Origin of the sequence: Streptomyces sp. NPDC051310 (assembly GCF_044455245.1) — a bacterium.
In the GTDB taxonomy this organism is placed as follows: domain Bacteria; phylum Actinomycetota; class Actinomycetes; order Streptomycetales; family Streptomycetaceae; genus Streptomyces.
The window spans coordinates 16,148-42,982 of record NZ_JBITEO010000014.1 but is presented as its reverse complement, the minus strand read 5'-3'; the positions used below and the strand labels follow the sequence as shown (position 1 = coordinate 42,982).

The 26,835-nt window shown below is 72.7% G+C and carries 23 protein-coding genes and 2 pseudogenes; 9 read left to right on the top strand and 16 right to left on the bottom strand.

All coding sequences use genetic code 11. The features are described from left to right. Nucleotides 1-102: 102 nt before the first annotated feature. Complete coding sequence (locus ACIA79_RS21180) at nucleotides 103-1,413, top strand: S1 family peptidase (RefSeq protein ID WP_399429882.1); 1,311 nt, start codon at nucleotides 103-105, stop codon at nucleotides 1,411-1,413. 1 nt (nucleotide 1,414) lies between these two features. On the opposite strand, the gene ACIA79_RS21175 is transcribed toward ACIA79_RS21180, so the two are convergent. From ACIA79_RS21175 to ACIA79_RS21160, 4 genes are all read right to left on the bottom strand, one after another. Continuing rightward, entirely contained in the window at nucleotides 1,415-3,253 is a 1,839-nt protein-coding gene (locus ACIA79_RS21175; RefSeq protein ID WP_399429881.1) for a nickel transporter, read from the bottom strand. Further along, nucleotides 3,250-4,704: a tetratricopeptide repeat protein gene (locus tag ACIA79_RS21170; protein WP_399429880.1), complete on the bottom strand. Its 1,455-nt coding sequence runs from the start codon at nucleotides 4,702-4,704 to the stop codon at nucleotides 3,250-3,252. Before ACIA79_RS21170 ends, ACIA79_RS21175 begins: the two co-directional genes overlap by 4 nt. 178 nt (nucleotides 4,705-4,882) lie before the next feature. After that, on the bottom strand, nucleotides 4,883-6,439 hold the full coding sequence (locus tag ACIA79_RS21165) for a DUF4331 domain-containing protein (protein WP_399429879.1): 1,557 nt from the start codon (nucleotides 6,437-6,439) through the stop codon (nucleotides 4,883-4,885). Nucleotides 6,440-6,660: 221 nt separating this feature from the next. Next, nucleotides 6,661-7,812 (bottom strand): MFS transporter, encoded by a 1,152-nt coding sequence (locus ACIA79_RS21160; protein ID WP_399429997.1) that lies wholly within the window; start codon nucleotides 7,810-7,812, stop codon nucleotides 6,661-6,663. Between the two features lie 242 nt (nucleotides 7,813-8,054). On the opposite strand from ACIA79_RS21160, the gene ACIA79_RS21155 reads away from it, so the two are divergent. Further along, on the top strand, nucleotides 8,055-8,957 hold the full coding sequence (locus ACIA79_RS21155; RefSeq protein ID WP_399429996.1) for a LysR family transcriptional regulator: 903 nt from the start codon (nucleotides 8,055-8,057) through the stop codon (nucleotides 8,955-8,957). Between the two features lie 211 nt (nucleotides 8,958-9,168). On the opposite strand, the gene ACIA79_RS21150 is transcribed toward ACIA79_RS21155, so the two are convergent. After that, the gene (locus ACIA79_RS21150) at nucleotides 9,169-9,564 is read right to left on the bottom strand and encodes a hypothetical protein (protein ID WP_399429878.1); all 396 of its coding nucleotides are present in this window, start codon (nucleotides 9,562-9,564) and stop codon (nucleotides 9,169-9,171) included. Nucleotides 9,565-9,838: 274 nt separating this feature from the next. On the opposite strand from ACIA79_RS21150, the gene ACIA79_RS21145 reads away from it, so the two are divergent. The 3 genes from ACIA79_RS21145 (at nucleotide 9,839) to ACIA79_RS21135 (ending at nucleotide 12,696) form a co-directional block, all read left to right on the top strand. Then, nucleotides 9,839-11,275, top strand: a complete 1,437-nt coding sequence (locus ACIA79_RS21145; protein ID WP_399429877.1) for a serine/threonine-protein kinase — start codon at nucleotides 9,839-9,841, stop codon at nucleotides 11,273-11,275. A gap of 347 nt (nucleotides 11,276-11,622) precedes the next feature. After that, nucleotides 11,623-11,988: an MmcQ/YjbR family DNA-binding protein gene (locus tag ACIA79_RS21140; RefSeq protein ID WP_399429876.1), complete on the top strand. Its 366-nt coding sequence runs from the start codon at nucleotides 11,623-11,625 to the stop codon at nucleotides 11,986-11,988. A 234-nt stretch (nucleotides 11,989-12,222) separates the two neighbouring features. Next, a complete protein-coding gene (locus ACIA79_RS21135) occupies nucleotides 12,223-12,696 on the top strand; it encodes a carboxymuconolactone decarboxylase family protein (protein ID WP_399429875.1) in 474 nt (157 codons plus the stop codon). A gap of 113 nt (nucleotides 12,697-12,809) precedes the next feature. Here the strand turns inward: ACIA79_RS21135 and ACIA79_RS21130 are convergent, their stop codons facing one another. Then, nucleotides 12,810-13,172: a winged helix-turn-helix transcriptional regulator gene (locus ACIA79_RS21130; RefSeq protein ID WP_399429874.1), complete on the bottom strand. Its 363-nt coding sequence runs from the start codon at nucleotides 13,170-13,172 to the stop codon at nucleotides 12,810-12,812. Between the two features lie 97 nt (nucleotides 13,173-13,269). Here ACIA79_RS21130 and ACIA79_RS21125 point away from each other — a divergent pair, with 97 nt between their 5' ends. After that, a complete protein-coding gene (locus tag ACIA79_RS21125) occupies nucleotides 13,270-14,151 on the top strand; it encodes an NAD(P)-dependent oxidoreductase (RefSeq protein WP_399429873.1) in 882 nt (293 codons plus the stop codon). Nucleotides 14,152-14,166: 15 nt separating this feature from the next. On the opposite strand, the gene ACIA79_RS21120 is transcribed toward ACIA79_RS21125, so the two are convergent. After that, complete coding sequence (locus ACIA79_RS21120; protein WP_399429872.1) at nucleotides 14,167-15,045, bottom strand: LysR family transcriptional regulator; 879 nt, start codon at nucleotides 15,043-15,045, stop codon at nucleotides 14,167-14,169. 76 nt (nucleotides 15,046-15,121) lie between these two features. Here ACIA79_RS21120 and ACIA79_RS21115 point away from each other — a divergent pair, with 76 nt between their 5' ends. Next, nucleotides 15,122-15,832, top strand: a complete 711-nt coding sequence (locus ACIA79_RS21115) for a hypothetical protein (protein WP_399429871.1) — start codon at nucleotides 15,122-15,124, stop codon at nucleotides 15,830-15,832. Between the two features lie 50 nt (nucleotides 15,833-15,882). Here the strand turns inward: ACIA79_RS21115 and ACIA79_RS21110 are convergent, their stop codons facing one another. From ACIA79_RS21110 to ACIA79_RS21090, 5 genes are all read right to left on the bottom strand, one after another. Then, nucleotides 15,883-17,073, bottom strand: coding sequence for a low temperature requirement protein A (locus tag ACIA79_RS21110; RefSeq protein ID WP_399429870.1), 1,191 nt, complete (start codon nucleotides 17,071-17,073; stop codon nucleotides 15,883-15,885). A gap of 141 nt (nucleotides 17,074-17,214) precedes the next feature. After that, nucleotides 17,215-17,433, bottom strand: coding sequence for a hypothetical protein (locus tag ACIA79_RS21105; protein ID WP_399429869.1), 219 nt, complete (start codon nucleotides 17,431-17,433; stop codon nucleotides 17,215-17,217). Between the two features lie 185 nt (nucleotides 17,434-17,618). Then, nucleotides 17,619-19,952 carry an Orn/Lys/Arg decarboxylase N-terminal domain-containing protein gene (locus tag ACIA79_RS21100; RefSeq protein WP_399429868.1) on the bottom strand — a complete coding sequence of 778 codons (2,334 nt, stop codon included), beginning with the start codon at nucleotides 19,950-19,952 and terminating at the stop codon, nucleotides 17,619-17,621. A gap of 319 nt (nucleotides 19,953-20,271) precedes the next feature. Further along, the gene (locus ACIA79_RS21095; protein WP_399429867.1) at nucleotides 20,272-21,159 is read right to left on the bottom strand and encodes an alpha/beta fold hydrolase; all 888 of its coding nucleotides are present in this window, start codon (nucleotides 21,157-21,159) and stop codon (nucleotides 20,272-20,274) included. 41 nt (nucleotides 21,160-21,200) lie between these two features. Further along, complete coding sequence (locus ACIA79_RS21090; RefSeq protein ID WP_399429866.1) at nucleotides 21,201-21,413, bottom strand: DUF4287 domain-containing protein; 213 nt, start codon at nucleotides 21,411-21,413, stop codon at nucleotides 21,201-21,203. A 183-nt stretch (nucleotides 21,414-21,596) separates the two neighbouring features. Between ACIA79_RS21090 and ACIA79_RS21085 the strand changes: the two genes are divergently transcribed. After that, nucleotides 21,597-22,217: a TetR/AcrR family transcriptional regulator gene (locus ACIA79_RS21085; protein WP_399429865.1), complete on the top strand. Its 621-nt coding sequence runs from the start codon at nucleotides 21,597-21,599 to the stop codon at nucleotides 22,215-22,217. Nucleotides 22,218-22,366: 149 nt separating this feature from the next. Here ACIA79_RS21085 and ACIA79_RS21080 read toward each other — a convergent pair whose 3' ends face one another. Beyond that, a complete protein-coding gene (locus ACIA79_RS21080) occupies nucleotides 22,367-23,911 on the bottom strand; it encodes a polysaccharide lyase family 1 protein (protein WP_399429864.1) in 1,545 nt (514 codons plus the stop codon). Between the two features lie 520 nt (nucleotides 23,912-24,431). On the opposite strand from ACIA79_RS21080, the gene ACIA79_RS21075 reads away from it, so the two are divergent. Then, the gene (locus tag ACIA79_RS21075; protein ID WP_399429999.1) at nucleotides 24,432-25,178 is read left to right on the top strand and encodes a hypothetical protein; all 747 of its coding nucleotides are present in this window, start codon (nucleotides 24,432-24,434) and stop codon (nucleotides 25,176-25,178) included. A gap of 12 nt (nucleotides 25,179-25,190) precedes the next feature. On the opposite strand, the pseudogene ACIA79_RS21070 reads toward ACIA79_RS21075, so the two are convergent. The 3 genes and pseudogenes from ACIA79_RS21070 to ACIA79_RS21060 all read right to left on the bottom strand — a co-directional run. Then, nucleotides 25,191-25,331, bottom strand: a pseudogene (locus ACIA79_RS21070) (IS5/IS1182 family transposase); the annotation flags it as partial. A gap of 24 nt (nucleotides 25,332-25,355) precedes the next feature. Further along, nucleotides 25,356-26,014: pseudogene (locus tag ACIA79_RS21065) on the bottom strand (serine/threonine-protein kinase); the annotation flags it as partial. A gap of 235 nt (nucleotides 26,015-26,249) precedes the next feature. Then, a complete protein-coding gene (locus ACIA79_RS21060; protein WP_399429863.1) occupies nucleotides 26,250-26,828 on the bottom strand; it encodes a TetR/AcrR family transcriptional regulator in 579 nt (192 codons plus the stop codon). Between the last annotated feature and the right edge of the window lie 7 nt (nucleotides 26,829-26,835).

Below are 26,835 nucleotides of genomic sequence, written 5' to 3'. Positions count from 1 at the left end.
GAACACGGCGGCGCGGGGACACGTATCGCAGGAGAGCACCGGCTGCGCAGCAGCGGACGTCGGTGCCGCCGTGTCCGAGCCGGCCACCCCGAGGGGAGAGGGATGAGGCACACACGCCGCACACTGCGACGGATCGCGGGTCTGACAGCCGTCGGGGGGATGCTCTGCGGCGGGCTGATGGTGAACAGCGCCATGGCCGGCGAATCCCCCGTCCCGGGCGGGAGCGGGGACCGGGCCGTCCGGCCTGCGGAATCCGGTGCGCGACTCGTCGCCCGGCTCGGACCCTCCCGTACCGCGGGCACGTGGATCGGGGCCGACGGGCGGCCGGTGGTCGCGGTGACCGACGCGGAGGCCGCGGCGGAGGTGGAGCGGGCGGGGGCGCGCGCCAAGGTGGTACGGCACAGCATGCGCCGCCTCCGCGCCGCCACCGAGACGCTGAGCGACGCTCCGCGCGTACCCGGAACGGCGTGGGTGATGGACTACGCCTCCAACCGGGTCGTGGTGCGTGCCGACAGCACCGTCTCCGCCGCGGACTGGTCGCGCATGTCGCACCTGGCCGAGGGGATCGGCGGTTTCGTGCAGATGCAGCGGACCAAGGGCGCCTTCTCCACCAGGCTCAGCGGCGCCGATCCCCTCTTCGCCGGCAACGGACGCTGTTCCGCGGGCTTCAACGTGACCGACGGCCGGCAGAACTTCGTCCTGACGGCGGGGCACTGCGGCCCGCGGGGAACGACCTGGTTCGCCGACGCGCAGGGCAGCGCGCGCATCGGCACCACCACGGCCAGTGCGTTCCCCGGCAGTGACTTCTCCCTCGTCGCGTACGAGAACGGCGACGCGTCCGGTGCGCGCAGTGTCGTGGGCGTGGGCCCCGGCAGGGAGGCCGGCATCGGGGCGGCTGCCGACCCGGTCGTCGGCCAGGAGGTCTTCCGCAGCGGCAGCACGACGGGGGTCCGCTCCGGCCGCGTGACCGCGTTGAACGCCACGGTGAACTACCGCGAGGGCACGGTGACCGGCCTCATAGAGACGACGGTGTGCGCGGAACGGGGCGACAGCGGGGGGCCGTTGTTCGCCGACGGCCTGGCCCTCGGCCTCACCTCGGGCGGCAACGGCGACTGCACCGCCGGCGGGACCACGTACTTCCAGCCGGTCACCACCGCGATGGCGGCCCTCGGTGTGCGGCTCACGGCAACCGGCGCCGTGTCACCGCCGTATGCCGCGGGGGCCACCGCACCGGGCCAGGGCGGCTCGGGCGGGTTCGCGGAGGTGCCCGGCGGCATCGCCGGCCTGCGGACCCTCACGCCCGGGCTGCTGGTCGTCGCGGTGAGTCTGCTCCTGCTGCTGGCCGCCTGCCCGATCCGGTCGGTGAGGCGGCGGCGGAGCTACCGCCGCCGCTACGCCCGGAGCTGGGGCTGAGTCATGCCAGGGCGGTCGCCGCCGCCCTCACCACCAACCCGCACCCGATGGCCAGGACGGCGGAGGCCGTGACCAGCGGGGCCATCCGGTGGACCAGCGACAGCACCCGCCCCTGCCGCCGCCGCGCCAGCCGACGGACCGTGGTGTCCCGGAGCCGCACCACCGTGAAGCCCGCGGCCGCGAGGGTGAGCGCCAGCCCCGCTCCGTACGCCAGTACCAGCAGGAAGCCGAACCACGCCTCGCCGAGGGCGGCGGCACCGATCAGGACCACGACGGCGGACGGGCTCGGGACGAGTCCGCCGGCCAGGCCCAGGAGGATCAGGCCGCGCAGACCGGGCGCGGGAGGCGTGTGGGTGTGGGTGTGCGCACGGCCATGATGATGGCCATGCACATGGCCATGCACATCTTCATGGTCATGGTCATCCGCGTGGGCATGGGAGTGGGTGGCATGGGTGTGGGTGTGGTCATCGGGGTGCTCGTGGCTGTCGGGGCGGTGGTGGGGGTGGTCGTGGGAGTGAGGGGTGTGCTCGTGCCCGTGCTCATGCTCGTGGCCGTGACTGTGTGCCCCGTCGTCGTGAGCGTGGTCGTGGCCGTCGAGGTGTCCGCCCCCTGCCGTGGCTGACCGGGATCCCGCCGGCCCGTCCTCGCCGCGCCCGGTGGCGGACGCACCCATGAGGGCGGGCACCCGTTCCTCGTCGTACCGGCGACCGGTGTCCCTGGTGTGCTGGTGCGGGAGCGGGTGTTCGTGGCCGTGGCTGTGCCCTCCGGGGCGGTGCCGCCGGCGCCACGCCCTGCGCAGCAGCAGCGCACCCGCCAGGGCGACCAGGCTGCCGCTGATGACGCCCAGCCACGCCACCACCGTGGGGGCGGCGGCCGAGCCCGCCGTGATCAAGGCTCCGAGGGCGAAGACGCCCAGTGTGTGGGTGAGGGTCACCGAGGCCCCCAGGGCCAGCATGTCGCGCAGTGAACTGCGCCCGCCGGCCGCGGCGGCAGCCGCCATCATGGTCTTGCCGTGTCCCGGTGCCATTGCGTGCCCGGCCCCCAGCACCAGCGCCGCGCCGAGTGCGAGGGCCGCGAAGCCCAGGGTCAGTTCGTGCCGGGCCACCAGCGAGGTCAGCGCCTGCGCCCAGCGGTCGGCCCCGCGCGGCAGCACACCCGCCACCGGGGAGCCGCTCCCCTCCTCGCCGCCGGCCAGCGCGGGCCCGCCGGGGCGGACGGAGAGGGCGGCCGAGGTGGAATCGGGCGGCGAGGACAGGAGGTCGTCGGGATACGCGGTCAGTCGCCGGGAGGAGGACCCGCCGGGCACGTCGGCCTCCGCGAGCGTCATACGGTCGCCGCGCGCGGTGATCTCCCGCCATCCCGCACCGGTGGACACGTCCGCCGGGCGGTACGAGAGCCGCATCGGTTCGTCGCGTGGCAGCGGGGCCGTCAGCTCGCAGGTGACGCGCAGCGTCACCAGCCCCGCCTGCCCGGGCGCGACCCGGGCCTTCGCCGTACCGGCGGAGACGACGGGGACGACGGGAGCGCCGTCCCCGACCGTCAGCCGGGCCCGTCCGGCAGCCGCATCGCACCGGCTCCGGGCCCATGAGGCCAGTTCGGCAGGTGCCAGACGCGCATCGCCGTCGGCGTCGATGCGGTTGCGCTCCTGCGACGCCGGAATCTCCGCCAGGTCCTCCACGTGGTCGACACGCAGCGTGCCGGGGGCGATGACGAGGCCGTCGTACTGGTTGACCGTGAAGTTCCCCAAGGGGTGTGCCTGCGCCGCCGGCGCGGGCAGCAGTGCCAGGGCCGCGCCCGTCACGAGCGTGGCGAGAGCGCACGCGGTGGTGCGACGAGTCAAGAGTCCCCCTTGGGAGAAGAAGGCGAAGACGTCGGAGAGGACGGCGAGGTGAGAGAGGAGAGGGCGGAAGCCGCCTTGCGCGCGTCCGGGAGGGAGAAGCCCGGGTTCAGGGCGAGTGCGGCGCGCAGATCGCGGCGCGCGGCGCGGTCGTCGCCGAGTGCGCGCTCGATCATGCCCCGGTGGAAGAGGAAGGAAGCGTTTCGGTAACCGGGTGACTCCGCCGTCGCCTTCTGCGCGTAGGTCAGCGCCTCCCGGTCCTTGCCGTTGGCGTGGAGTGCCCAGGCGAGCGCGTCCGCCGTGTGGACGGTCCGGCGGCGGGCCCACTCCGCGCGCGCTGACTTCAGTGCCTGTGCGGGGTCGCCGTGGTCGGCCTCGACGAGAGCGGACTCCAGGTCGGTGGCGACGCCGTTCGCGCGGGCGAGCCGGTTCCAGGTGCGGATGAGCGCGTACTGCTCCTCGGCCCGTCCACGCCGGCCGTCCGCCTCGTACAGTCCGGCGAGGGCGGCGAGCCGGCCCGGCAGCGGGTAGCGCCGTACGGCGGCTTCGAGATCGCTCACCGCGCGCCGTGTCTCCCCCAGCGCAGCATGGGCATGCCCTCTGCCCTCCAGCGCCGGTACGTAGCCGGGATCGGCACGCAGCGCGGTCGCGAAGTGCGTCAGGGCCTGCCGGGAGTCGCCCCGGCTCCAGGCGAGTTGGCCGAGGGCCGTGGCCACGTAGGCCGTGTCGGCCGGGCTGAACGCCGAGTCGAGCGCGCGCAGCAGCAGGCGGCGCGCCCCCCTCACGTCGCCGTGCAGCTCCAGGACGTACGCGTACCGCGTGAAGACCGGGATACCGGGGCGGCGCTGGTCGGCGAGCTCCACCGCGCGCAGCGCCTCGTCGTAGCGGCCGAGTTCGACGAGCGCGTCGACCCGGCTGCACAGAGCGCGTTCGCTGTACGGGTTCACCCGCAGCGCCCGGTCCGCCTGACGCAGTGCGCTGCCGAAGTCGTGGCGGGCCGCCGCCAGGGCGGCCTGCCCGGCGAGTGCCGCGTCGTTCCCGTCGGCGGGACGCAGCTTCAGCGAACGCGCGAACGCCCGGTCGGCTTGCGGGTACCGGGTGGGATCACCGCTCGTCCGTGCCTGCTCGACGTACGCCGCACCCAGCGTCGCCCACGCGGTGGCGTCCCCGGGCCGGGCCTTGAGGTGCCGGTGCAGGGTGTCGATGCCCCGCGCGAGATCGCGGGCCGCCAGCCGCTCGACGGGCACGTCCGGTGCGAGCGGGGACGCGGCCCGGTCCGGGCGCGGCGTGTCGCCGACGGCTCCGAACGCCACCGAGGCGGCGGTCAGGCCGAGAGCCGACGCCGCGACCACCGCGATCCGCCACCGCCCGGGCGCTCGGTCCTGCCGGCGCTCACGCCATCGGTCGTGCACCCGCTCACGCCGGCGCGCGAACCGCGGGATCGGTACGAGCATCGACTCCGCCTTCCTCGGTCTCTTGGGTGTGGGGCCCGGCGGCGCCGTGGGGGACGGGAGGATGCCGCCGGGCTGTCGAAGGGGCCGGCCCTTGAGGACCACCGATCGGGCCGGCCGAACCGGGCCCGCGGTCGGCGCCGGCCTCGGCGGCCGGCTGCCGCGGTGGTGACGGCTGTGGTCAGTTCAGCCAGGACCCGCGCTCGGGACGGCGGCGGCCACGCAGCCACGCCGTACCGAGGCCGACCAGCAGCACGGCCGCGGCGCCCGATGCCGCCGAGACGAGCATGACCGTGTCGTCGTCCCACGAGGCGGTGATCGAGGACATGCCGCCCGTCAGGCCGGTGGCGTCGCTCTTGGTGGACGCCCCGGCCGCCTTGGTGTCGGAGCCGGCGGTGGGCAGGGCGACGTACGGGAAGCTGCCGCCGAACGCCTTGTCGTTGGCGTCGACCGCGTCACCCAGGTCGTTCTTCGCACCGACGAGCTCGCCCTCGACGACCTGCAGCGCGATGTCGAGCACGTCGTCGGACAGCCGCCGCCCGTTGGGGAAGCCGGCGTTGTCGCCGTCGAGTACGCCGAGGCGCTTGGGCTCGGCGGCCGGCTTGACCGCGGTGTTGAGGCGCAGCATCTCCGAGGGCTTGCCGTGCGGCGGCTGGTTGAGGTCCTTGACACCGGTCAGGAACACGGAGACGAGGTCCTGGCGCGGTTCCGCCGGGACCTTGATCTTGTAAATGCCCTCGATGAGCTTCGGCAGCTCGGGCTCGGTGACGTTCTTGAGGAAGTCCCCGTCGTTCTCGGGCGTGGACGCGTTGAACCGGTCCTTGTCCTTGACCGGGTTGACGACCTCGTTGACCAGCGGCATGCCGAGCCGTGACACCCGCGTCCAGCCCCCGCGCGCGTTCTTGCGCTCGGTCGTCGCGTAGACGCCGATCACGGGCTGCTCCTCGGACTCGCGCAGGTACGCGCTGGGTACCTGCAGGGCGATCGTGTTGACGTTGTAGCCCTTGAGCGTGTCGTTGCCGACCTCCGACAGGTCGCCCCCGTACAGGAGGTCGAAGACCCGCAGGTCGAGGAAGAACGGATCGTCGGCCTGGCCGGCGAAGGCCTTGAGTCCGCCGGGGACCTCCCGTACCGCCTGGTCACGCAGCTTCTGGTAGTCGGGCATGGACGCCTTGCCGACGTTCGACGGCGCCACCGGCAGGTCCTTCGCCAGGTCGTGCCGGGAGGCGACCTTCCCGTGCTTCATCCGCAGCAGCTCGATGTCGTAGCTCTGGGTGAAGTTGAGGTCCGGATCGTCCAGGCTCTCCACGGCGCCCGTGTTGTACAGGAACGTGTTCTCGTTCTTCCGGTGGTCGTCGAAGGTGAACCGGTACACCAGGTCGTCCTGGGCGTCGCCGTCACTGTCGACGTGGATGTCGTAGCGGGCGTCCTCGGCGAACGTGTAGAAGTTGGGGCCGCCGGCCGGCTCCTGGAACGGCAGCCAGTTCGCCACCAGGGTCGTCGAGTCGGGATGGTCGGGGCTGACGAACGCGTACACGTCCGACGTGTCGAACTGCGGCTGCCCGGATATCAGCGGCGCCTCGCGGTGGCTCGAGGCGCTGGCCGTCCGCGGCTGCAGCATGCCGGCTCCGGCGGCGGCCAGGCTCGCGGCGGCCAGTGCGGCGCAGGCGAGCCGAGTGATGTTCCTGCGCGGCCGTGCCTCTTGCCCGGTCCGCCCACTCGTCGTGGTTGCGGTCATCTCGTCCGTCCTTCGTCAGTCATCGCGTCCCCTCCGGCTTGCTTGTAGGTCCAGTACGTGCGCCACGGCCGTCTTGTTCGGTCCTGGCCGGTACGAGATCCACGAGGTGCGCCGGCGCGGGCGGTGCCGTCGCCGTCCTGCCTGCTGTGATGCCGGGTGGCCGGAGCCGCGCGACACGGCCGGATGCCGTGCGGTCGGGCGTCGCGGTACCGGCCGGCCGGTCACTGCGCCGGACCGGAGTCGGTGGCGGCGGGCCTGGGCACCGCCCCGAGGGCCGTCGCGAGGAGGGCGCCCAGGGCCAGCGCGCCGGCCGACCACAGCACCGACCGGGTGCCCAAGCCGTCCGCCACCCGGCCTCCCGCGAAGGCGCCCAGCGCGATGGCCCCGTTGAACACCCCCACGAGCAGGGCGGTCGCGCCCTCCCTGGCCTCCGGCGCCGCCAGGGCCAGCCAGGTCTGGGTGCTCACCGACACGCCCCCGTAGGCCAGGCCCCATACGACGAGCAGGAGGCAGGCGCCGGCCACGGACAGCCCGAGCAGCGGCATCAGCAGCACCGCGGCGGCCAGGGCGGCGCTGATCACCAGCAGCGGGCCGCGCACCGACCGGCCCACCCGGGCGCCGGCCAGGAAGTTTCCCGCGACACCGGCGACTCCGTACACGAGCAGCAGCGTCCCGATCAGCGAAGCCCTGACGCCCGAGACCTCCTCGAGGAGCGGCCGGACGTAGGTGTACGCGGCGAAGTGGCCTGTCACCAGGAGGGCCACCACCGCGAGTCCGGTCGTCACCTGCGATGTGCCGAGCAGCCGCACCACCCCGCCCAGCGCGACCGGTTCATCGGCGGGGAGCGGCGGCAGCGACACGGCCAGGGCGGCGGCCACGAGCAGCGCCAGTGCGCCGGTGGAGAGGAACGCCGCGCGCCAGCCGGCGAGTTCACCGGCGTACGCCCCGGCCGGCACGCCCGCCACGGAGGCGATCGCGATACCGCTGAAGATCATGGAGGTGGCGGGGCCGGTGGACGCGGCCGGCACCAGCCGCACTCCGAGTCCGCCGGCGAGCGACCAGACGCCGCCCATGGCGATGCCGACCAGTACGCGGGCCACCATCATGACGGCGAAGTCCGGCGCCCAGGCCGTCAGTACGTTGGCGGCCGCCAGGAGCGCCATGAGGGAGCACAAAACCACGCGCCGGTCGGTCCGGCCGACCGCCGCGGTGACCAGCGGGGCCGACAGCGCACCGATGAGGCCGGTGACGGTGAGCGTCAGCCCGGCCGTACCCTCGCTCACGCCCAGGGAGGTGCTGATCGGTGTGAGCAGGCCCACCGGCAGCATCTCGGACGTGACCACGGAGAAGGTGCCGGCCGCGACGGCCGTCACCGCGGGCCAGCCGCCCCTTGCGGATGCCGACGGCGCGGGCTGGTGTGCCCGCCTGTTGTCCACGTTCGTCATGGCTCCACACAACTGCGGTGCGGGAAGCGGAACAAGCGCGGACTGCTCATGCTTCCATGAGGTGGATTCATCGATGACGGCGCGGACGCCACGGATGCCGGGGCGCCGGGTGGAGGGGCACGGCCATGGCAGGCACGAACCGGGAGACCACGGACGGACGGCGGACACCGGTGGGCACGCTGGAGATCCGCGAGTTGGAGTGCTTCCTGGTCCTCGCCGAGGAACTGCATTTCGGGCGGACCGGGGAACGGCTGTACGTGTCCCAGAGCCGGGTCAGCCAGCTGATCCGCGGCCTGGAGCGGCGCATCGGCGGAGGTCTGGTGGACCGCACGAGCCGGCGGGTGGGACTGACCGCGCTCGGCGAGGACTTCCTCGCCGAGCTCCGCCCGGCCTACTCCGCGCTGCGCACCACCGTCGAGAACGCCCGGGCGGCGGCGCTCGGCATCAGCGGGCCGCTGCGGATCGGGTTCCAGGGCAGCGTGGGGTACGGATTCATGGAGGTGGTCGGGGAGTTCGAGGAGCGGTATCCCGGCTGTCCCACCCGGATCACCGAGTTGCCGCTGTGCGACCCCTTCGGTCCGGTGCACCGCGATGAGGTGGACCTGGCGGTGGTGCTGCTGCCGGTCGAGGAGCCGGCTCTCGCGCTCGGGCCCGTCTTCTCCCGCCAGCCTCAGTGTCTGGCGGTCTCCCGCAGGCACCCCTTGGCCACCCGGGACGCCCTGGACGCCGAGGAGCTGGCCGGGACACCACTGGTGGGCGTGGCCGCCCCGGCGCCCGACTACTGGCGCGAGGCTCAGGCGCCCGCCCGTACCCCGTCAGGCGCCCCGGTGCCGCGGGGGCCGGTGGTCGGCACCCTCCAGGAGGGACTGTCACTGGTGGCGGCCAACCGGGGTGTGATGCTGCTCTGCCGCCCCACCACCGAGTTCCACCACCGCCGGGACGTGGCCTACGTACCCGTGACGGGGCTGCCCGACTCGGCGCTCGGTCTGGTGCGGCGTGGCGACCGCGACGACGCGCGGATCCGGGCCTTCGCGGAGGCGGTGGCCGCCGCGGACGCCGCGCACCGGCTGTAGTGCCCGGCCGTCGGCGGTCAGAGGAAGCGGGGCCGGGGCCGCCGGGTGCGCGGTGCGGCGACGCCCGGCGGAACCGCACAGCGCCCCGGCACCCGGGACATTCCTCATCCGGCCCGATTCCGGCCTGACCGGCCCGAGTCGGTCCTGACCCGGCTCGATCCAGCCTCAGTCCGGCCTGACCGGCCGGACCGGCCCGATCCGGAGGAGGGCCTCAGCGCACCCAGACGTGGATGACCGGCGAGACGACGCGCCCGCTGTTCGACACCATGCGCAGCTTGTTGTGGCCCTGGAGGCCGAGCACCACGCGCAGGTTGTAGCGGGCGTCGCGGTTGGTGTTCATCGAGGCCGGCAGCGAGACCCAGCGCTTGCCCTGCTTCTGCTGGAGGGTGACGCGGCTCCCCGGCTTCAGCTGCTTCGCCGTACCGCTGATACGGAACGACTGCCACGCCCGTACGTTCTTGGCGCTCGTCGTCGCGGGCGTGAGCGCGTCGGCCGCGGCGGGCTTGTGCGCGGTGGGCGTCGGGGAGGCGACCGCGACGCCGATCGAGCCGGCGACGATGACGGCCGTGGTGATGCCGGCTGCCCATGTACGACTGAACTGACCCATGTCTGTCTCCCGAGTGTGGGTGGGGAAGGCTTCAGCGGGCCTCACCCTAGACACATGGATTGATAACAGGATTATTCGACACGAAGGGGATACTCCGTCTGCCTGACGCCGCCGGTCGCACCGAGACATGAGGCGCAGGTCCGCACGGATGCCCGGGCGTTCCGGGGGCAGGCGTATGAGGTGCTCGCAGCCGTACACCGGGCGCAGGTCCGGTGGGTGCACAGGTGGGCGGGTGGACGAATGGCAGGCGGCAACAGAGACGCAGGGAGCAGTGATGAAGGTCCGCCCGTGGCAGATCCGACCGGACTTCCGGCTCACGGCCCACGTGGTGGCCGGCCGCTACCGGCTCGACGACCCACTGGGCCGCGGGGGCGCTGCCGATGTGTACGAAGGGCTGGATCTGCGCCTGCGGCGTCCGGTCGCGGTGAAGGTCTTCCGCCCGGAGAGCGATGCGCACACGGAGGAGCAATTCGACCGGGAATGCCATCTCCTGGCCCGGTTGCGGCACCCCGGTCTGGTGACCGTGTACGACTGCGGCCGGGATGACGGACTGCCGTACCTGGTCATGGAGTTGATACGGGGAACGACCCTGCGCCGGCGCATCGCCGCGGCGCCTCCCGCGCTCGACGAGGTCTGCCGCATCGGGTCGGCGCTCGCCTCGGCACTCGCGCACGTGCACGCGGCGGGTGTGGTGCACCGCGACGTCAAGCCGTCGAACATCCTGCTCGACGAGACGGGTGCCCCGCACCTGACCGACTTCGGGATCTCCCAGCTGGCGGACACCCCCGCCCCCGCGGGCCCCGCTGCCGCCGGCGCGCTCGTCGGCACCGCCGCGTACATGGCGCCGGAGCAGGTGGAGGGCAGGGCGGCCGGGCCGGCCGCGGACATCTACAGTCTGGGCCTGGTGCTCCTGGAATGCGTGAAGGGCGAGCTGGAGTACGACGGGACGCCGCTGGAGGCCGCCATCGCCCGCCTCCACCGCTCGCCGGCCATACCCCAGGAACTGCCGCACGACATCGCCGAGCTGCTGGAGGCCATGACGGCTGCGGACGAGAGCAGGCGGCCGGACGCCCTCACCTGCTGCGAAGTCCTGGCGGCGGGAGCGGCGGCAGCCGCCGCGGAGGGCGGACACGGTGACGCGGAGGCATCGGGCCGTGTCGTCGTCGCCCCACGGAAGGGTGACGGCCCCGGTGACGACACCTTGCGGTCGCGCAGGACCGGTGCCTACCCGGTGACCGCGGCCGCGGCGAGCGGTGCGCACGCGCACGCCGGCTCCCCGAAGTGCGCCGTGCGCGGGGCCGGTTCCGTCCATGCCGGCCGGGCTGTGACGGCGGGTGCGGCGCTGGCCGCGCTCGGTGTCGCGCTGACCGGTCTGATCGGCAGTCTCCCCGCGGAGGGCGAGGATGCGGCCGCCCGGCCGCCACGTCCGGCCACCACCGCGCCGCTCCCGCCCGAGGCGGCTCGGCCGGAACCGTCCTCCCCCTCGGCGGCGCCGGCCTCCCGTCCCGTCCGGCAGGCGTCCGCCCCCGCCGAAACCCGGGAAGCCGCCGTGCAGCGGGAGCCGGCGGCCGCCGAGCGCAAGGCCCCCGCTGCCGCCACCGCCCGAGGCGGGGCCGGCGCTCCGCCGGAGCACGCCGCGGGAGGGCCGGAGCGCGACAAGACCAAGCGGCCGGCCAAGGGCAAGCAGGCGAAGCACAAGAAGCCGAACTGAGGTCGCGGCACCTCCGCGGGCGGCGGATGCCTGCCCTCCGCCGAGGCGTCCCGGACGCCACCGGGCGAAGCGCCGGGTGCTGCGGTCAGGTGGCCACCACGCGATGGCAGCGGCCGGTACGACTCCCCTGGGCGGCCGCCGACGCTGCGCAGTGCCACGTCACCAAGCCTCCCCCGTTCCGCCGCCACCCACCCCGCCCTGGCAGGGACCCGCCACCCTCCCGTCCCCCGCGGAAAGGGGCGGCGCCGCTGCGATACCGGAAGACGGGCATCGGGGACGCGGGCGTCGGGCGGCCCGGTCCGTGCTGCGGTGAGGCACTGTCAGTGGCGGTGGCTACCGTTGTGACCATGATCGATGCCGAGGACGTCCGCCGCACCGCCCTGTCCTTCCCCGAGACGGTGGAGAAGGAAGCATGGAGCATGCCCACGTTCCGCGTGGCCGGGAAGATGTACGTCACCATCCCCGACGACCAGACCTCGTTCGCCGTGCGCTGTCCCCGGCACGAGCGCGCCGAGCTGATCGCCTCCGAGCCGGGGAAGTTCTGGGTGCCGCCCCACGAGGCGAGTTCGGCGTGGGTGCGGGTGCGGCTCGCCGCGCTGGAGGACCTGGACGAACTGCGTGACATCCTGGTCGACTCCTGGCGGCAGGCCGCGCCGGACCGGCTGGCCGAGGAACACCCCGAGCTGAGACCCGCGGGGACAGGCGACAGCTGAGCGGCAGGCCGCCGGCCGGCGCCGCCTTCCGGCCCCGGGCCCCGGTTGACCGGGTGCCCGACTGCGGTGGCCGCATGGGCACATCGCCCTGTTCCGCTGCGCCCGGACGCGCGCCGGGCGAGAATCGGGACGGGGAGAGGGTGGGAGACGCACGTCACATCCGCTGATGTCACAACCGGGCCGAGCTGCTCCGTCAGAGGTGTGTAAGCGCCCATGACGACAGAGGAGTTCACCATGGAAGCCCGTTTGAACCTGTTCGGCAGCCCGATCGCGACCACGTTCGTGAGGTACCTCTCCACCGCGGGCAAGGGCCTCTCGGACTCGGCGCTGCCGGCCGCGACGCAGGAGCTGGTGAAGATCCGCGCCAGCCAGATCAACGGCTGCGGCTTCTGCCTCGACATGCACTCCAAGGAGGCCACTCACGCCGGGGAGACGTCGGTACGCCTCAACCTGATCGCGGCGTGGCGTGAGGCGAAGGTCTTCACCGAGGCCGAGCGGGCCGCTCTGGAGCTGACGGAACAGGGCACCCGGATCGCCGACGCGGCCGGCGGTGTCACCGACGAGGCCTGGGCGAACGCCGCGAAGCACTACGACGAGGAGCAGCTCGCCGCCCTGGTGTCCCTCATCGCCCTCATCAATGCCTTCAACCGCCTGAACGTCATCAACCAGCAGCCCGCGGGTGACTACCGGATCGGCCAGTTCGGATAGGCGTCAGGACCCGGCCGGACCGCCCGGCGGTCCGGCCGCTCCGCGGGACGCGCCCGGGGCCCTGCCCGGGACGGCAGGTTCCACACCGGCCCGGCCCGCGATTACGGCAGGTTCTACGCCGCCCCCTGCGCAGGCCCTGGGTCGGCAGTCCGCCCGCGCCCCCAGGCGGCGAGCGGTTCGAGGGCCTCGTTGAGGCGGATGCCGTCCTCCGTCAGCGCGTACTCGACGCGGGGCGGCACCTCGTCGTAGGAGGCGCGGTGCACGATGCCGTCCGCCTCCATCTCCCGCAGGTGGGACGCGAGCACCTTCTCGGTTATGCCCGGGAGCATCCGGCGCAGCTCGCCGAAACGGCGGTGGGGGCGCTCGTGCAGCGCCCAGAGGATCAGCACCTTCCACTTGCCGCCGATGACCTCCATCGCCGTGTCGATCCCGCAGACGTGCCCCTCGGGACCGCCCGGCCGGTTGAGCGTCGCCATGCCCCCACCCCTCTGACCTGTTCACTCACCCCGGGGTAACCACCCACTTCGAAGTGCGTACTTGATCACCACCGGGCCCGGGACCAGCCTAGACCGCATGACCGACACACCTGCGAAGAAGACCTCCCTCACCGTCCTCGGCCTCGGCGCGATGGGCACCGCCCTGGCCCGTACCTGGCTCGCCGCCGGCCATTCCCTCACCGTCTGGAACCGCACACCGTCCCGTGCCGCCGCCCTCGGCGAGGAAGGGGCGGCGGTCGCCGGCAGCGCGTCCGACGCGGTCGCGGCGAACCGGCTGGTCGTCGCCTGCCTCCTGGACGGCGCCTCGATCGACGATGCACTGGACGGCGTCGACCTGGCCGGCAAGGACCTGGTGAACCTGACCACCAGCACCCCCGCGGAGGCCCGCGCCCGTGCCGCGTGGGCGCGGGAGCGCGGTGCCCGCTACCTGGACGGCGGCATCATGGCCGTCCCGCCGATGATCGGTGTCCCGGAGGCCGGCGGCTACGTGTTCTACAGCGGCTCGCGGGAGTTGTTCGAGCAGCACCGGGAGACACTCGGCGTCCCGGCCGGCACGGCGTACGTCGGAGAGGACCCGGCTTTCGCGGCCCTGCACGACGTGGCCCTGCTCAGCGCCATGTACGGGATGTTCGCCGGCATCTCGCACGCGTTCGCCCTCATCCGCGACGAGGACATCGACCCCGTGGCGTTCGCCCCGCTGCTCGCCGACTGGCTGGTCGCGATGGCTCCGGCCGTCCACCAGACCGCCGAGCACCTGAGCACCGGGGACTACACGCGGGACGTGGTCTCCCGTCTCGGTATGCAGGTGGCCGGGATCCCGACCTTCCTGAGCACCGCGGAGGAGCAGAAGGTCAGCCCGGAACTGATCGCCCCGTTCTTCGGGCTGATGCGCCGCCGGCTGGCCGAGGGCAGTGGTGACGAGAGCCTGACGGGGGTGGTGGACCTGCTGCGCCGCTGACGGCGCCGGCGCCCGTCAGGGGCGGACGAGGCCGGTCAACTGCCGGACGGCGTCGGCGGGGTCGGCCGGGTGGACCAGCTCCGTGCGGTGGACCAGTCGCGGTCCGTGCACCGGTACGGCCGCGCCCGCGAGGGTGGCGGCGAGCGGCAGCGGAAGGGCCGTGAGGCCGTGGCCGGCTGCGGCGAGCGCGGCGAGACCGTGCACATCGGTTCCGCGGTGACGGATCCGGGGGCGGAAGCCGTCGGTGCGGCAGACGGCACGCAGCCGGTCGAGGGGGACGGCGGTGTCCGGGGCGTCGATCCATTGGGCTTGCGCCAGGTCGGTCAGGCGTACCGACCGGCGCCGCGCCAGGGGATGGCCGTGCGGGAAGAGCACGGCCAGGGTCTCCTCGGCGACGGCGAGGATGGTGGCCGGTCCGAGGTCGGGCAGCGGGAGCGGGTCGCTGGGTGCGGCGACGCCGTCGACGAGGGCGGCGTCCGCGCGGCCGGTGAGGACGTGCTCGATCGCCTCTTCCCGGCCCTGTACGCGGACCTCCAGGTCCAACGGCCGGGCGGTGCTGTGCAGATGCGCCAGGGCGCGTGCCACGGAGGGGCCGAGCGCGGCGGGCGAGCAGGCGAGGGTGAGCCGGGTGGAACGGGCCTGCCGGAGGCGCGCGACGTCGGCACGGGCCGCGTCGAGGCGGAGCAGCAGGGCGGGGGCGTGTTCCATGAGCCGCCTTCCGGCCGGGGTGGGTGCGACCGGGCGGCGTGCGACGAGCCGGGTGCCCACATCCGTTTCGAGCGCGGCGATGTGCTGGGAGACGGCGGACTGGGTGTAGCCGAGGGCCGAGGCGGCGGCGGAGAAGGAGCGGTGGTCGAGAACCGCGACGAAGGTACGCAGCAGGTGCGGATCCATGTGCATCAGTATCGCTTATGCGATGTTCGGAGATCATCGTTGGACCTGATGCGTACCGGGGCCACAGCATGTCGTCATGAACCGCACCGCACGTATCGCTCTCGTCGGGGACCGCTCCGACGCCGTTCGCTCCCACACCCGCATCCCCGGCCTGCTGGAGGCCCTTCGCGTACGCGACGGGCTGGACCTGGACGCCTACTGGATCCCCAGCGAGGACGCCGGCCACGGCATGGAGGGTTTCGACGCGGTCTGGGTCCTGCCCGGCAGCCCGTACCGGAGCGAGGCCGGCGTGCTGGCGGCGATCCGCGCCGCACGGGAAGGCGGTATCCCCTTCCTGGGCACCTGCGGGGGGTTCCAGCACGCGCTGCTGGAGTTCGCCCGCAACGTCTGCGCCATGACCCATGCGGGCCATGCCGAGAACGACCCGGACACCGCGGACGGGAACGCCGTGGTCGTCCCGCTGTCGTGCTCCCTGGTCGGCCACGAAGGCACGGTCGAGGTCGTGCCCGGCTCGCACGCCGCCCGCCTGCTCGGCGCCGCGCGCACACAGGCGCGCTACCACTGCAACTACGGCCCCAACCCCGACCACCTGGACACGCTGCGCGCCCATGGCCTGGCCTTCACCGGCACCGACGAGTCCGGCGACATCCGTATCGCGGAGCTGCCCGGCCACCCGTTCTTCCTGGCGACCCTCTTCCAGCCCGAGCTGGACGGCGACGGCACCCGCGCCCATCCCCTGATCACGGGACTGGCCGCGGCGGCCGTCGCCCATGCCGGCACCGGCTGAGCTTTGCGCGTCGCGCGGCCCGGCCGGGTCACGGGCGGGGTGGCCGCCGGTCAGTCGCCGGCCGGCGCCGGGGGCGCGTGCGCCCTCCGGCGCCGCGCGACCCTCCTGGCGTACAGGAGGTGCAGGATCGCTTCGGCGGCCAGGAGGGCCACCACGCACCACGGCGGCAGGTGGCCGGCGGCGAGGAGGACCAGGAGCGGGACGCCGATCCCGGGGACGGCCCACACCGCGACGCTGCCGAGGGGCCGTCCGAAGCGCAGCGCGATCGAGGCGTGCGCCGCGTGGTAGAGGGCGAGCCCGCCGGCCAGAGCTGCTGCCGCGCCCTGGTGGAGGTGGGCGTGGCCGGCCTCCTCCACCGCCGTGGCGAGGCCGGCCGCCATGGCGAGGATCGCGGCGGTCACGAAGAAGTGCAGGAAGGCCGTGACGTCGCGCGCGAGGAAGTAGGCCCGTTCGGGAGCCGCCGAGCCGAGCACCAGTTCCGCCGCGGCCGCGCCGAAATCGAAGTACGACCACCACAGGGCCGCCAGCAGGACGAAGCCGAGCACCGCCACGACCCCGGCCGATGCCGTCCACACGTGATCGGTGGTGGTGACGAGCGCGACGACCGACTCCCCCAGGACGATGATGACGAACAGCCCGACGCGCTCGACGAGGTGCCCCGTGTGCAGGCGCCTGGGCATCGCCCGGCCGCGTGCCGTCAGGAGCAGCACGAGTTCGGCCGCGACCAGGGCCGCCCACATGACGTAGCGCCACCGGCCCGGCACCGCCGCCGAGGCGGCCCACAGCAGTCCGGACACCAGGCAGTACGTCAGCGGGCGCCATCGCGGTACGCGGTGGGGCGGCGGGAAACGCGTCGCGGGCCACCAGAGTCCGAGCAGCACCAGCCTGCTTCCCGCGTACCCGAGCGCGTACGCCGCCGCCCGTGTGCTGTCCGTGTCCGCCTGGGCCACGGCGGCGGCCATGACCGCGAGGCACAGCATTGCGAACAGCATCAGCGACCGGCGGCGGACGTCGTCCACCTCGAAGAGGTTGGCGGACACCGTGAGGTTGATCCACATCCACCACGGAGGGAAGTACAGGGCCAGGAACACCCCGAACTCCCGCCATCCGGGGTCGCCGTGCAAGGAGTGCGACAGCTGGGCGGCGAACGCGACGAAGACGAGATCGAAGAACAATTCGAGCCACGCCGCGTGGCGCGCCTGTGTCTCGGGGGCGGGAGTCGCCGGAACCGCGGTACTCATCGGGCCGTCCCGTGGTGTCTGGAGCGGACTGCGGTGCGCGCTCATCACATCACGGCAGGGACCGGACGGGCCTCTCCGCCGTGCGCGGCCACAGGGTGAAGCACAGACCGGATGTCCGGGCGGCGCGGGCCGGGGAGACGGTTATTCGGGACTGCCGGAGGCGCTCCCGGGCGTCACGTGGTGCGCGAGGTTTCCTCCGGCACTGCTGGCGTTGGCGGCGAGAACGTCGGTCATGAGGCGACGGCGACGCAGTTCGAGGGTGTCGATCCGCCCCATGCGGGAGGCCTGCGCCGGCAAGAAGGCCGACAGCGCCATGCAGGCCGATCCGCACGCAAGCAGCAGCCACAGCGCCATGTCCATTACAAAGTCCCTTCCTATGCCCGGCAGAGAGGGCCGGGCAGGCTCGGTTTTCCCGCCACTGCGGGCAGCAATGGACATAACGCGTTGGCATATGACGGGTTACGCGGCACGGCCGCGCGACCGCCGTACGGCCGCAGGACCGGGGGCCGGGCCGTCCCCGGACCCCGGAGCTGCGGCGCGGTCGGTCAGTGCGGCTCCGTCCGGCGCACGCACTCGATCAGGTAGTCGCCGGTCTCGGGGTCGATCACGACGCCGTGGGCCTCGCTGTGGAACCCGGGGAAGGCACGGTCGAAGGCCTCCAGCGCACCCAGGTACCGCAGGAGGGGCCCGTCCGGGGCACCGGTCGACTCGCCGGGCATGAGGACCGGGATGCCGGGCGGGGTCACCGTGACCATGGCGGCGGCGACGCGCTCGGCGGCCTCGGCGAGGCGCAGCCGTTCGGTGCCGCCCCGGATGAGCTGCTGGTAGCACCGCTGTGGCGGGGCGACCGGCTCGGGGAGCCGCTGGAAGGCCGTGTCGAGGGCGCTGATCAGCTCGGCCTGCGTCAGATGCTCGTGCATCTGCCGGCACAGCTCGCCCAGGGTGGTGCCGGCGTAGCGGCGGGGGAACTGCTCGACCAGTCCCGGCAGGACGAGCCCCAGCGGCGCGTCGGAGTCGTAGAGGGCCTTGAAGTCCATCAGGGCGTCCATCAGCGTGCCCCACTTGCCCTTGGTGATGCCCATGGAGAACAGGACGAGGGTGGTGTAGCTGTCGGTCTTCTCCACGACGATGCCGCGGTTGGCCAGGTAGGCCGTCAGAATCCGTGCCGGGATGCCCCAGGAGGAGGTCTCCCCCGTGGCCGACACGCCGGGACACGTCAGGGTCACCTTGATCGGGTCGAGCATGCAGTAGCCCTCGGTGAGGTCGCGGAAGCCGTGCCAGTCCGCGCCGGGTTCGAGCTGCCAGCAGCCGGGCTCGCGGCGCAGCAGCGCGGCCGGAGCGTCGGCGAAGGGCATGCGTTCGCCGGTGGCGGGATCCGTCACGGTGTCCGGCTGCCAGACGCCGAAGAACCAGCCCGGCCGGTCGCCCGCGGCCGCGATCCGCCGCCCGCAGCGGACGACGGCCTGACGGAAGCGGATCGCCTCGGTGATCGCCTCGTCGATCAGCCAGTGGCCCTGCGGCCCGTCCATCATGGCGGCCGCCACGTCGAGCGAGGCGATCGCCGGATAGAGCGGCGAGGTGGTGCCGTGCATCATGAACGCCTCGTTGAACCGGTCGTGCTCGACGGGCGCACGGGGGGAGGACTTGACGTGCACCATGGCGCTCTGCGAGAGCGCCGCCAGCAGCTTGTGGGTCGACTGGGTGGAGAAGACGGTCGGCCGGTCGGCCCCCTCGAACGTGTCGGCGCCGACGGCCATCCCGTACCGCCCGGCGTACAGGGGGTGGAACCGGGCGTAGGCGAACCACGCCTCGTCGAAGTGCAGCCGGGGCGTGCTCGGGGCGAAGGACCGCGCCGCGGCGACCGTGTCGTAGCACAGCCCGTCGTACGTCGAGTTCGTCACCACGGCGTACTGGGCGTCGAGCGATACCGCACCGGCGGCCAGCGGATTGGCCGCGATGCGGGACCTGACCGCTTCGGGCGCGGTCTCGCGCGGGGGCAGCGGGCCGGCCAGTCCGTAACCGTTGCGGGTGGGCACCAGGTAGACGGGGCGTGCGCCGGACAGCACCAGCCCGTGCAGCACGGACTTGTGGCAGTTGCGGTCCACGAGGGCGATCTCGTCCTGGGTGACGCTGTAGTGCCCCACCATGCGGTCGGCGGTGGAATCGCCGTGCAGGACGAAGTACGTGCGGTCGGCCCCGAAGATGCGGGCGGCGTTGCGTTCGGCCTCGCCGATGGGTCCGTTGTGTTCGAACAGCGACCCCAGCTCCCCCACGGAGATGGACAGGTCGCTGCGGAAGAGCCGCTCGCCGAAGTAGTCGAAGAAGGCGCGGCCCACGGGGGACTTGAGGAAGGCGACACCACCGGAGTGCGCAGGGGTGTGCCAGGAGTACTGGTGTGCGTCGTCGAAACGGCGCAGCGCCTTGAAGAACGGGGGCAGGATGTCCTGGTGGTAGGCGCGGGCGGCGGCGACCACCCGGCCGGCGATGAAGGCGGCGGTGTCCTCCAGCGGCCAGATGTACCCCACCACCGTCTCGGAGACCCACAGCGGCAGGTGTTCCAGGTCCTGGTCGGAGTCCTCCGCCATCAACAGGAAGACGGGCAGCTTCTTGTAGCGCCGCTCGATCTGTCGCAGTACCGCGGCGCCACCGCCCTCCTCGACGGAAGGACCGGCTCCGCAGGGCAGGTCCCAGCCGACGACGGCCGCGGAGAGCTGCGACTCCGTCTGGAGAGCGGCGCGGGCCTCCTGGGCGCTGGCGGCCCAGCGGGGCTCCAGTCCCTGGTTCTCCAGCTCCTTGCCGATGCGACGCAGTTGCTCGGTGCTGACACCGCCGCCCAAGGGGTTCTCCCGCAGGGCCAGCAGGATGGTGCCGTTCGCCATGAGTCCGCCTCCTGTAGAACCGGGGGATCCGGTCGACCTGCCGGACAGTCTCTTGGCGGCACACCGGCGAGACGTCATCTTCGGTGCCCGGTTCACCCACAGGGAGCACGAACCGCCCCGGCGGGGCCCGCCGGGAGCCGCACCCGTCGCCGCGGAGCCTGCGGGAGGCGCGACACCGGCACCGGTACGTGGCACCGGCGACGTCGCGGGCCGCGGGGTGGGACCCGGCACCGGCGAAGGTGTACGGACGCCCCAGCCGAATCGTTTCAGCTGTCGCCGCTCCCGCCGGTGCCGGGCGCGCTCCCGGTGCAGCGGGGCGTCAGCGGGACGCGTCCAGGACTGCCCGCAGGGTGTGCGCGAACGGCTCCGGCGCGCCCTGCTGGCCGAACTCGCCGCCGAGGAAGCCCCCGTGGTGGCTGGGGAAGACGGTCACCTCGGAGCCCAGTCCGGCGGCGATGCCCGCGGCGGAGCGGCCGGGGAACTGGTCCGCGGACTCCTCGCCCACCGCGACGACGATCCGTGTCGAGGCGGCGCGCAGCGCCGCGAAGTCGGGCCGGTAGGCCGTGCAGCCGCGCATGTTCTGGCCCAGCAGCGGGTCGTCGCGCGAGCCGTCGTCCTCCGTGGGCAGTCCGAAGGCGGCGGGGTCGGGGACGGGCTCGGCGGCCCAGTCGTCGGGGAAGGGACCCGTCCGGCCGACCACCGCCAGGAACTTCGCCATCGCGGGGCCCATGCCGTCACGCTGATAGGTCGCGTGGATGTCGGCGCAGACCGCCAGTGCCGCTTCGCGGTCGGGAAGGACCTGCGCCGTGGGCGGCTCGTGCGCGACGAGGGTCCGCACCAGGTGCGGGTGGCCGGCCACGAGGGCGAGCGCGTTCACGGCGCCCCCGCTGCTGGCGAACAGGTCGACCGGCCCCGCTCCGAGTGCCTCGATGACCCGGCGCAGGTCGTCGGCGTGCTCCTCGGGCGCGGTTTCCGTGGCGCCGTCCGTGCGGGGGCTGCGGCCGGCTGCCCGCGGGTCGTAGGTCACGACGGTCCGGTCGGTGAAGTACGACGCCAGCGTGGCGAAGCCCTCGGCAGTCATCGGCGAGCCGATCAGGAAGAGCGCGGGGTGGCCCGCGCCCCCGTCCGCCGGCGGGCGCCGGATGTCGTAGTGGAGGGTGGCGCCCTGCGCTTCCAGCGCGTGCGTCTCGGTGGTGATGTCGCTCATGGTTCTTGGCTCCGAGGTCGTCGGTCCGGGACGGGAACGGGTCAGTTGCCGCTGTCTTCGGCAAGGGTGTGGGCCACGAGCGCGTTGGCGTGGCCATGCCCCAGGGCGTGTTCGGATGTGAGCCAGGTGACCAGCTCCATGTGCTTCGTGAGGGGCGATGAGCGGATGAGGGCCTGCCACTCCGCGACGGGGCGGCCGTACTTCTTCTCGATCGAGGGGAAATGGCTGGCGGGGCCCTTCACGGTGCCGGACATGGGTGTGCTCCTCCTTGCGGACGCGGGTGGAGAGGTGCGAGCAGGCCGGCGGTGGTACCGCGGCCGGAGGCGGCCGAAGTGGTCAACTACGGCAGCAGAACTGGACGGTGTGGTACTTCGTGGAACTGGACGGTACGGTACTCACATTGAACTGGACTGTCCAGTACGGAACTTGGAGGCTGAATGACCACGGTCGAGCAGGGAAGGTCGGCGCGCAAGCATCAGGCGATCATGGACGCCGCGACGAAGGTGTTCCTGGACAAGGGGTACTCCGGCACCAGCATGGACGACATCGCGAAGCTGGCCGCGGTGTCCAAGCAGACCGTGTACAAGCACTTCGCCGACAAGGAGCGGTTGTTCGCCGACATCGTCCTGGCCACCACGGACCGCATCGACGCCATGGTCGACCTGGTGGCGGACGTCCCGGCCGACGCCGCCTCCCTGGAGGAGAACCTCACCCGCCTCGCCCGTCAGTTCCTGACCGCGCTCACCCGGCCCGAGGTCCTCCAGCTGCGGCGTCTGATCATCGCCAACGCCGACAGCTTCCCCGAGCTCGGCGCCGCCTGGTACGAGCAGGGCTTCGAACGCGTCCTCGCCACACTGGCGGCCACCTTCGGGCACCTCGCCGACCACGGACTGCTGCGCGTCGACGACCCGCTCCTGGCCGCGCACCACTTCTCCGGCCTGCTGCTGTGGATCCCGGTCAACAAGGCGATGTTCCACGGCGGCCCTCAGCACACCCAGGCCGAGCTCGACCAGTACGCCGCCGCCGGAACGCGCGCCTTCCTCGCCGCCTATCGCTGACCGCGGATCACGGTACCGGTGCGGACGGCAGAGATTCGGCGTCTGCGTCCTGAGCGGTGAGCACCGGCCGCTCACCGGACCGCGGCGGAACGGCCGGTGTCCGGGCCCGGCAGTGGCGGGCCCGGACGGGAGGGGGCGGGAGCGTGCGGCTAGCCGGCGTAGGTCTCGAACTCGGCGACCCGCGGCGTGCCGGTGGAGCCGGTGATCTCGAAGGTGATCTTCCGCAACGAGGTCCGCGCGAAGGAGATGACGCCCGCTCCGCTGCCGGAGGTCAGGACGGTACCGGTGTCGGCGTCGACGAGCCTCCAGGAGCGGATGCCGCCCTCGGAGCCCGCCGCCTCACGGATGGTGACGCGGGACACCGCGGTGGGAGAGCCCCACTTGATCGAGACGGAACCGGTGGGGCCGGCCGGCGACCAGTAGGTGCTCGGGTTGCCGTCCCGCACGTTGCCGTAGCTGGTGCCGTCGGCCTTGCCGGAACCGTCGGACCCGGCCCCGATGCTGAGGTTGGTGCCGCCGGGCTGGGTGGGCGTCGGGGCGGGCGTCGTCGGTGTGGGGGTGGGTGTCGGGCCCGGATCCGGCGTCTGGGGCGAACAGTTGCCGTCCGACACGCGCAGCCCCTTGTTGGCACCTGCCGTACGGCTCACGACGTCCGGTACGCAGCCGGCGGCGTCCGAACCGTAGGCGTACGGGATGCTGACGGTGGTGTTGGACCGGGGATCGGGCCCCGCGGGGTTGTGGTCGCCCTCGCGGGCGGACCACGTCACATTGTCGAAGACGTTGCCACTGACCTGCCAGTAGCCGGCCGCGTCGGTGTAGAAGGTTCCGAGGACGTCCTTGGAGTCCTCGAAGTAGTTGTTGTCCACCTTGGCGCGGGCCCCGGCCCGGGAGTTGATGCCCGACTCGTTGAGGCTCCTGTAGTGGTTGTTGTAGATGTGGGCGATGCCCCCGCGCAGCAGCGGCGCACGGGAGTCGATGTTCTCGTACAGGTTGTGGTGGAAGGTGACGTAGCCGTTCGAGGTGTCGCTCTCGCTGGAGCCGATGAGGCCACCACGGCCGGAGTTGCGCAGGGTGCTGTAGGAGAGGGTGACGTACTGGGTGTTGTCCTTCATGTCGAAGAGGCCGTCGTAGCCCTCGGACTCACCACCCGAGGCCTCCAGGGTGACGTGATCGACCCAGACGTTGCGGACGTTGCTCTCCATGCCGATGGCGTCACCACCGTTGGAGGTGGGAGAGCCCGACTTCTTGACGTTCCGCACGGTCACGTTCTGGATGATGATGTTGCGGGACTCGCGGATGTGGATGCCCAGCTGGTCGAAGACGGCTCCGCCGCCGACCCCGACGATGGTGACGTTGCTGATCTGCTTGAGCTCGATCACCCCGGCGGCGGTGCTGCAACTGGTGCCCGACACCTTGGCGGTGTTGCCGTGGTTGATGGTGCCTTCGACCTCGATGGTGATCGGGGTGCTGCTGCTCGCCCGGCTGCACAGGGCCTGGTGGATCGCGGTGCCCGTGGTGGCCCGCACCGTCTGCCCGCCCGCGCCGCCGGTGGTCCCGCCGTTCTGGGTGGCGTAGCCGGTGGCGCCACCGGCTGCCGCCGACGCCTCCGGCGCCGGCAGAACCGCACCGGCCGCGCCCGCGAGGGCCACGGCGGTCAGCGCCGTGCAGAGTCGTAGCCCGAGTGTTCTTCTCATGTTGGCTGCCCTTCGTCTTCAGCTTCCGACGGCGCCGCAAGCGCGGTGCCGCTCGCCACCGTCGGCTCGGCCGGGCGACGGCGGATGACGCGGGAAAGCGCTTTCTGTCCGCGAGAATAGGAGGCCTTCTCCCGGGGTGACAAGGCTCCGCGCAGCGGCGGATTCAGAAACTGGAATGACGATCACACCGAGGGGCGATCGTGCACATGTATGTGACGATCGTTCAGGCAGGCGCACATGCGCGGACGTCCCCCTGGGATATCCGGGTCACCGAGGCCGCCGCGCACTCGGCCACTGGGCCCGCGTCACCGCGCCACCCGGTCGCTCGGCCACCCGACCACCGCGCCGCCTGAGCCGCCGCGCCACCGCGCCACCGGACAGCCGCACACCACCACGCCACCGGCACAGCGCGCGGTGCCGGTCGTCACCACCCGCCGCATCGAGCACCTGAGCCCCTGGGCCACCGCGGGGAACGCATCTCGGGAGCGAGTCGGGAACGGGGGCGCTCACCCCGGCCGCCATGAGGCGCTTCAATGCCCAGGTGATGAACTGGACGCAGATGCACGACTGCTACGGGGATGTCGATCGCGTCCCCGCCCTTCTGGAACAGGTGGAGCTTGAGGACAGCCCGGAAGCATGGCGGGAGCTGGGACACCGGCTGGTCCTGGAACACGATCTCGTCTTCCCCGCCGGCTTCGCCGCCCTGCCGCGCCTGATGTGTCTTGCCTCCAGGAGCGCACCAGCGCGTGGACTGGCGGGAACGATCCTGCGACGCGCGGCAGGTCACCACGGCTGCGATGATCTGCTGGCGAACTGTGCCGACGCGATCGCGGAGTTCCACAAGCTGCTGGACCGGCATCTGCAATCGCGGCCGGTCGACTACCTCGCGGCCTTCCGCGATTCGCTCGCAGCCATGGAGGAGTACCATTGGGCGGCCGTCCTGGGAGACTTCACGGATGACTTCTACCACCTGGCCTGCCCCAGCTGTGCCGTGGAAGTGACGATCGCCATCGGGGACCACGGGCGCTATTCAGCGATCCGTGACTGGAACCTGGGCGACGTGGACCGTCGTGGCCTGCGGCCGGCGTCCTTCGAGGAACTTTCCGGCACCGGCCGGTGGATGCACGAGACTGCCGTCCGTGACGGGCAGGAGGCACTCGCCGAGGGAATCGCCCACCTCTTCGGCAAGGCCGTATGCCCACGCTGCGCCGGCGTGTTCGGCATCGCGGACGAGTACACATCCGCCAACCGCCCCGTCCTGGGGTAGGCCAGGCTGGATCGGGATGCCGGTCCGCTGCCGGAAGACAATGCCGTTGATCACCGCACGGTGGCTCTTCCATCGCCCGCCTCGGCCTGCACTCCTCGGCAGGTGCGGTTCCAGCCGGGCCCGCTCCACATCTGCCGGAGAGCCCCACCCCACAACGGACGGAACGATTCACCGGGCCGGCCGACCGCACGCCGCGCAGGCGAGGACGGAGCCGAGCCCGAACACATCGGTCGCACCGCTCAAACGCCGGGAGCCGGAGGCCTGTTCGGGCGCCATGCAGGCGGGCGTGCCCACGACCATGCCGGTCCCGGTCAGCTGGCTCTGTTCGGCGGCGCGAGCGATGCCGAAGTCGATGAGGGTGAGCCCGTCGAGGGTCAGCATGATGTTGGACGGCTTGAGGTCCCGGTGCACCATGTCGAGCTCGTGCACGGGCGCCAGGCCCGCCGCCACCTCTCGCAGGAGCAGCCACAGCGCCTGCGCGGGCAAGGGCCCACCGTGCGCCTCGGCGGCCTCCCTCAGGGTCAGCCCGGGGACGTACGCGGTGGCGAACCACGGGGGCAGCGCGGTGCGGTCGCCGGCGACCAGTGGCGCGGTGGCCCGCGGGGGCAGCCGGGAGATGTTGTCCAGCTCGTGCCCGAAACGGCGCAGGAGTCCTCGTCCTCGCCGACGACGGAGGAGAGCAGTCGCTTGACGGCGACGTACCGGCCCTCGTGGACCCCCAGGTACACCCGCCCCATGCCGCCGGCTCCCAGCCGGCCCGCCAGCGGGATCGGTCCGATGCGGTGCGGGTCCCCCGCCTCCAGCGGCTCGGCGCCGCACCCCTGCAGCTCCACCACGTCAGCCCCGTCAGGAAATTGGAATCCTTTTCTAGAACGTCATCATCATAGAACCGGATCTTGGCGGCGGGGAGCGCCGAGCTTCAACTGCGCCTGCCGCGCGGCAGGTTGGGCCGCACCGGCCCGCGTGCACCTCGGTGTGTCGCTCACGGCTCGGGGACGATGAACGGCAGGGGCTCCGCAGGTACACGGAGCCCCCCCACCCGACATCCACCTCCCCCCGGCGGCCGGTCACCTACTGCGCCGCCACGATGCGCTCGACCGCCGCCGCCACCAGCTCCTCGCGCTCCGCCTCCGTGAAGACGTCCGGCAGGGTGAGCTGCTCCACGATCAGCCAGTTGAGGGCCAGCATGAGCAGCTTGACGGCCATCGCGTCGCCGGGGAGGCCGGACGCCTCGTGGTAGGCGACGTTGGCGTCGACGTCGGCCCGGACCCGCTCGGTGAGGACCTTGCGCAGTTCGGGGCGGCGGGTGGCCTCGAGGCGGAGTTCGAGCAGCGCGAGGTAGCCGGTGCGGAACGCGGCGACGCGGCCGACGACTTCCCGCATCAGCTCCGCGTACGCCTCGCGGTCGCGGCCGGCCGCCTGCTGGCGGGCGATCACGGCCTCGTCGGGCTGGAGCCGTTCGTAGACACGGGCGCCGGCCTGAGTGAGCAGGTCGTCGCGACTGGCGAAGTAGTTGGACGCGGTCCCGGGGGGCACGGCGGCCTCGCCGTCGACGGCCCGGAAGGTCAGACCCCGGGCCCCCTCCCTGGCCAGCACCTCGATCGCCGCGTCGACGAGGGCGGCACGCCGCTGGTCGTTCCGTCTCACCATTGACACC

Coding starts and splice junctions, on each gene's coding strand:
- ACIA79_RS21120 (WP_399429872.1), bottom strand. CDS start 15,045: ATGGATCCGCACCTGCTGCGTACCTTCGTCGCGGTTCTCGACCACCGC.
- ACIA79_RS21075 (WP_399429999.1), top strand. CDS start 24,432: ATGAGGCGCTTCAATGCCCAGGTGATGAACTGGACGCAGATGCACGAC.
- ACIA79_RS21110 (WP_399429870.1), bottom strand. CDS start 17,073: ATGAGTACCGCGGTTCCGGCGACTCCCGCCCCCGAGACACAGGCGCGC.
- ACIA79_RS21095 (WP_399429867.1), bottom strand. CDS start 21,159: ATGAGCGACATCACCACCGAGACGCACGCGCTGGAAGCGCAGGGCGCC.
- ACIA79_RS21125 (WP_399429873.1), top strand. CDS start 13,270: ATGACCGACACACCTGCGAAGAAGACCTCCCTCACCGTCCTCGGCCTC.
- ACIA79_RS21135 (WP_399429875.1), top strand. CDS start 12,223: ATGGAAGCCCGTTTGAACCTGTTCGGCAGCCCGATCGCGACCACGTTC.
- ACIA79_RS21060 (WP_399429863.1), bottom strand. CDS start 26,828: ATGGTGAGACGGAACGACCAGCGGCGTGCCGCCCTCGTCGACGCGGCG.
- ACIA79_RS21100 (WP_399429868.1), bottom strand. CDS start 19,952: ATGGCGAACGGCACCATCCTGCTGGCCCTGCGGGAGAACCCCTTGGGC.
- ACIA79_RS21115 (WP_399429871.1), top strand. CDS start 15,122: ATGAACCGCACCGCACGTATCGCTCTCGTCGGGGACCGCTCCGACGCC.
- ACIA79_RS21180 (WP_399429882.1), top strand. CDS start 103: ATGAGGCACACACGCCGCACACTGCGACGGATCGCGGGTCTGACAGCC.
- ACIA79_RS21140 (WP_399429876.1), top strand. CDS start 11,623: ATGATCGATGCCGAGGACGTCCGCCGCACCGCCCTGTCCTTCCCCGAG.
- ACIA79_RS21165 (WP_399429879.1), bottom strand. CDS start 6,439: ATGACCGCAACCACGACGAGTGGGCGGACCGGGCAAGAGGCACGGCCG.
- ACIA79_RS21105 (WP_399429869.1), bottom strand. CDS start 17,433: ATGGACATGGCGCTGTGGCTGCTGCTTGCGTGCGGATCGGCCTGCATG.
- ACIA79_RS21090 (WP_399429866.1), bottom strand. CDS start 21,413: ATGTCCGGCACCGTGAAGGGCCCCGCCAGCCATTTCCCCTCGATCGAG.
- ACIA79_RS21080 (WP_399429864.1), bottom strand. CDS start 23,911: ATGAGAAGAACACTCGGGCTACGACTCTGCACGGCGCTGACCGCCGTG.
- ACIA79_RS21085 (WP_399429865.1), top strand. CDS start 21,597: ATGACCACGGTCGAGCAGGGAAGGTCGGCGCGCAAGCATCAGGCGATC.
- ACIA79_RS21130 (WP_399429874.1), bottom strand. CDS start 13,172: ATGGCGACGCTCAACCGGCCGGGCGGTCCCGAGGGGCACGTCTGCGGG.
- ACIA79_RS21145 (WP_399429877.1), top strand. CDS start 9,839: ATGAAGGTCCGCCCGTGGCAGATCCGACCGGACTTCCGGCTCACGGCC.
- ACIA79_RS21150 (WP_399429878.1), bottom strand. CDS start 9,564: ATGGGTCAGTTCAGTCGTACATGGGCAGCCGGCATCACCACGGCCGTC.
- ACIA79_RS21170 (WP_399429880.1), bottom strand. CDS start 4,704: ATGCTCGTACCGATCCCGCGGTTCGCGCGCCGGCGTGAGCGGGTGCAC.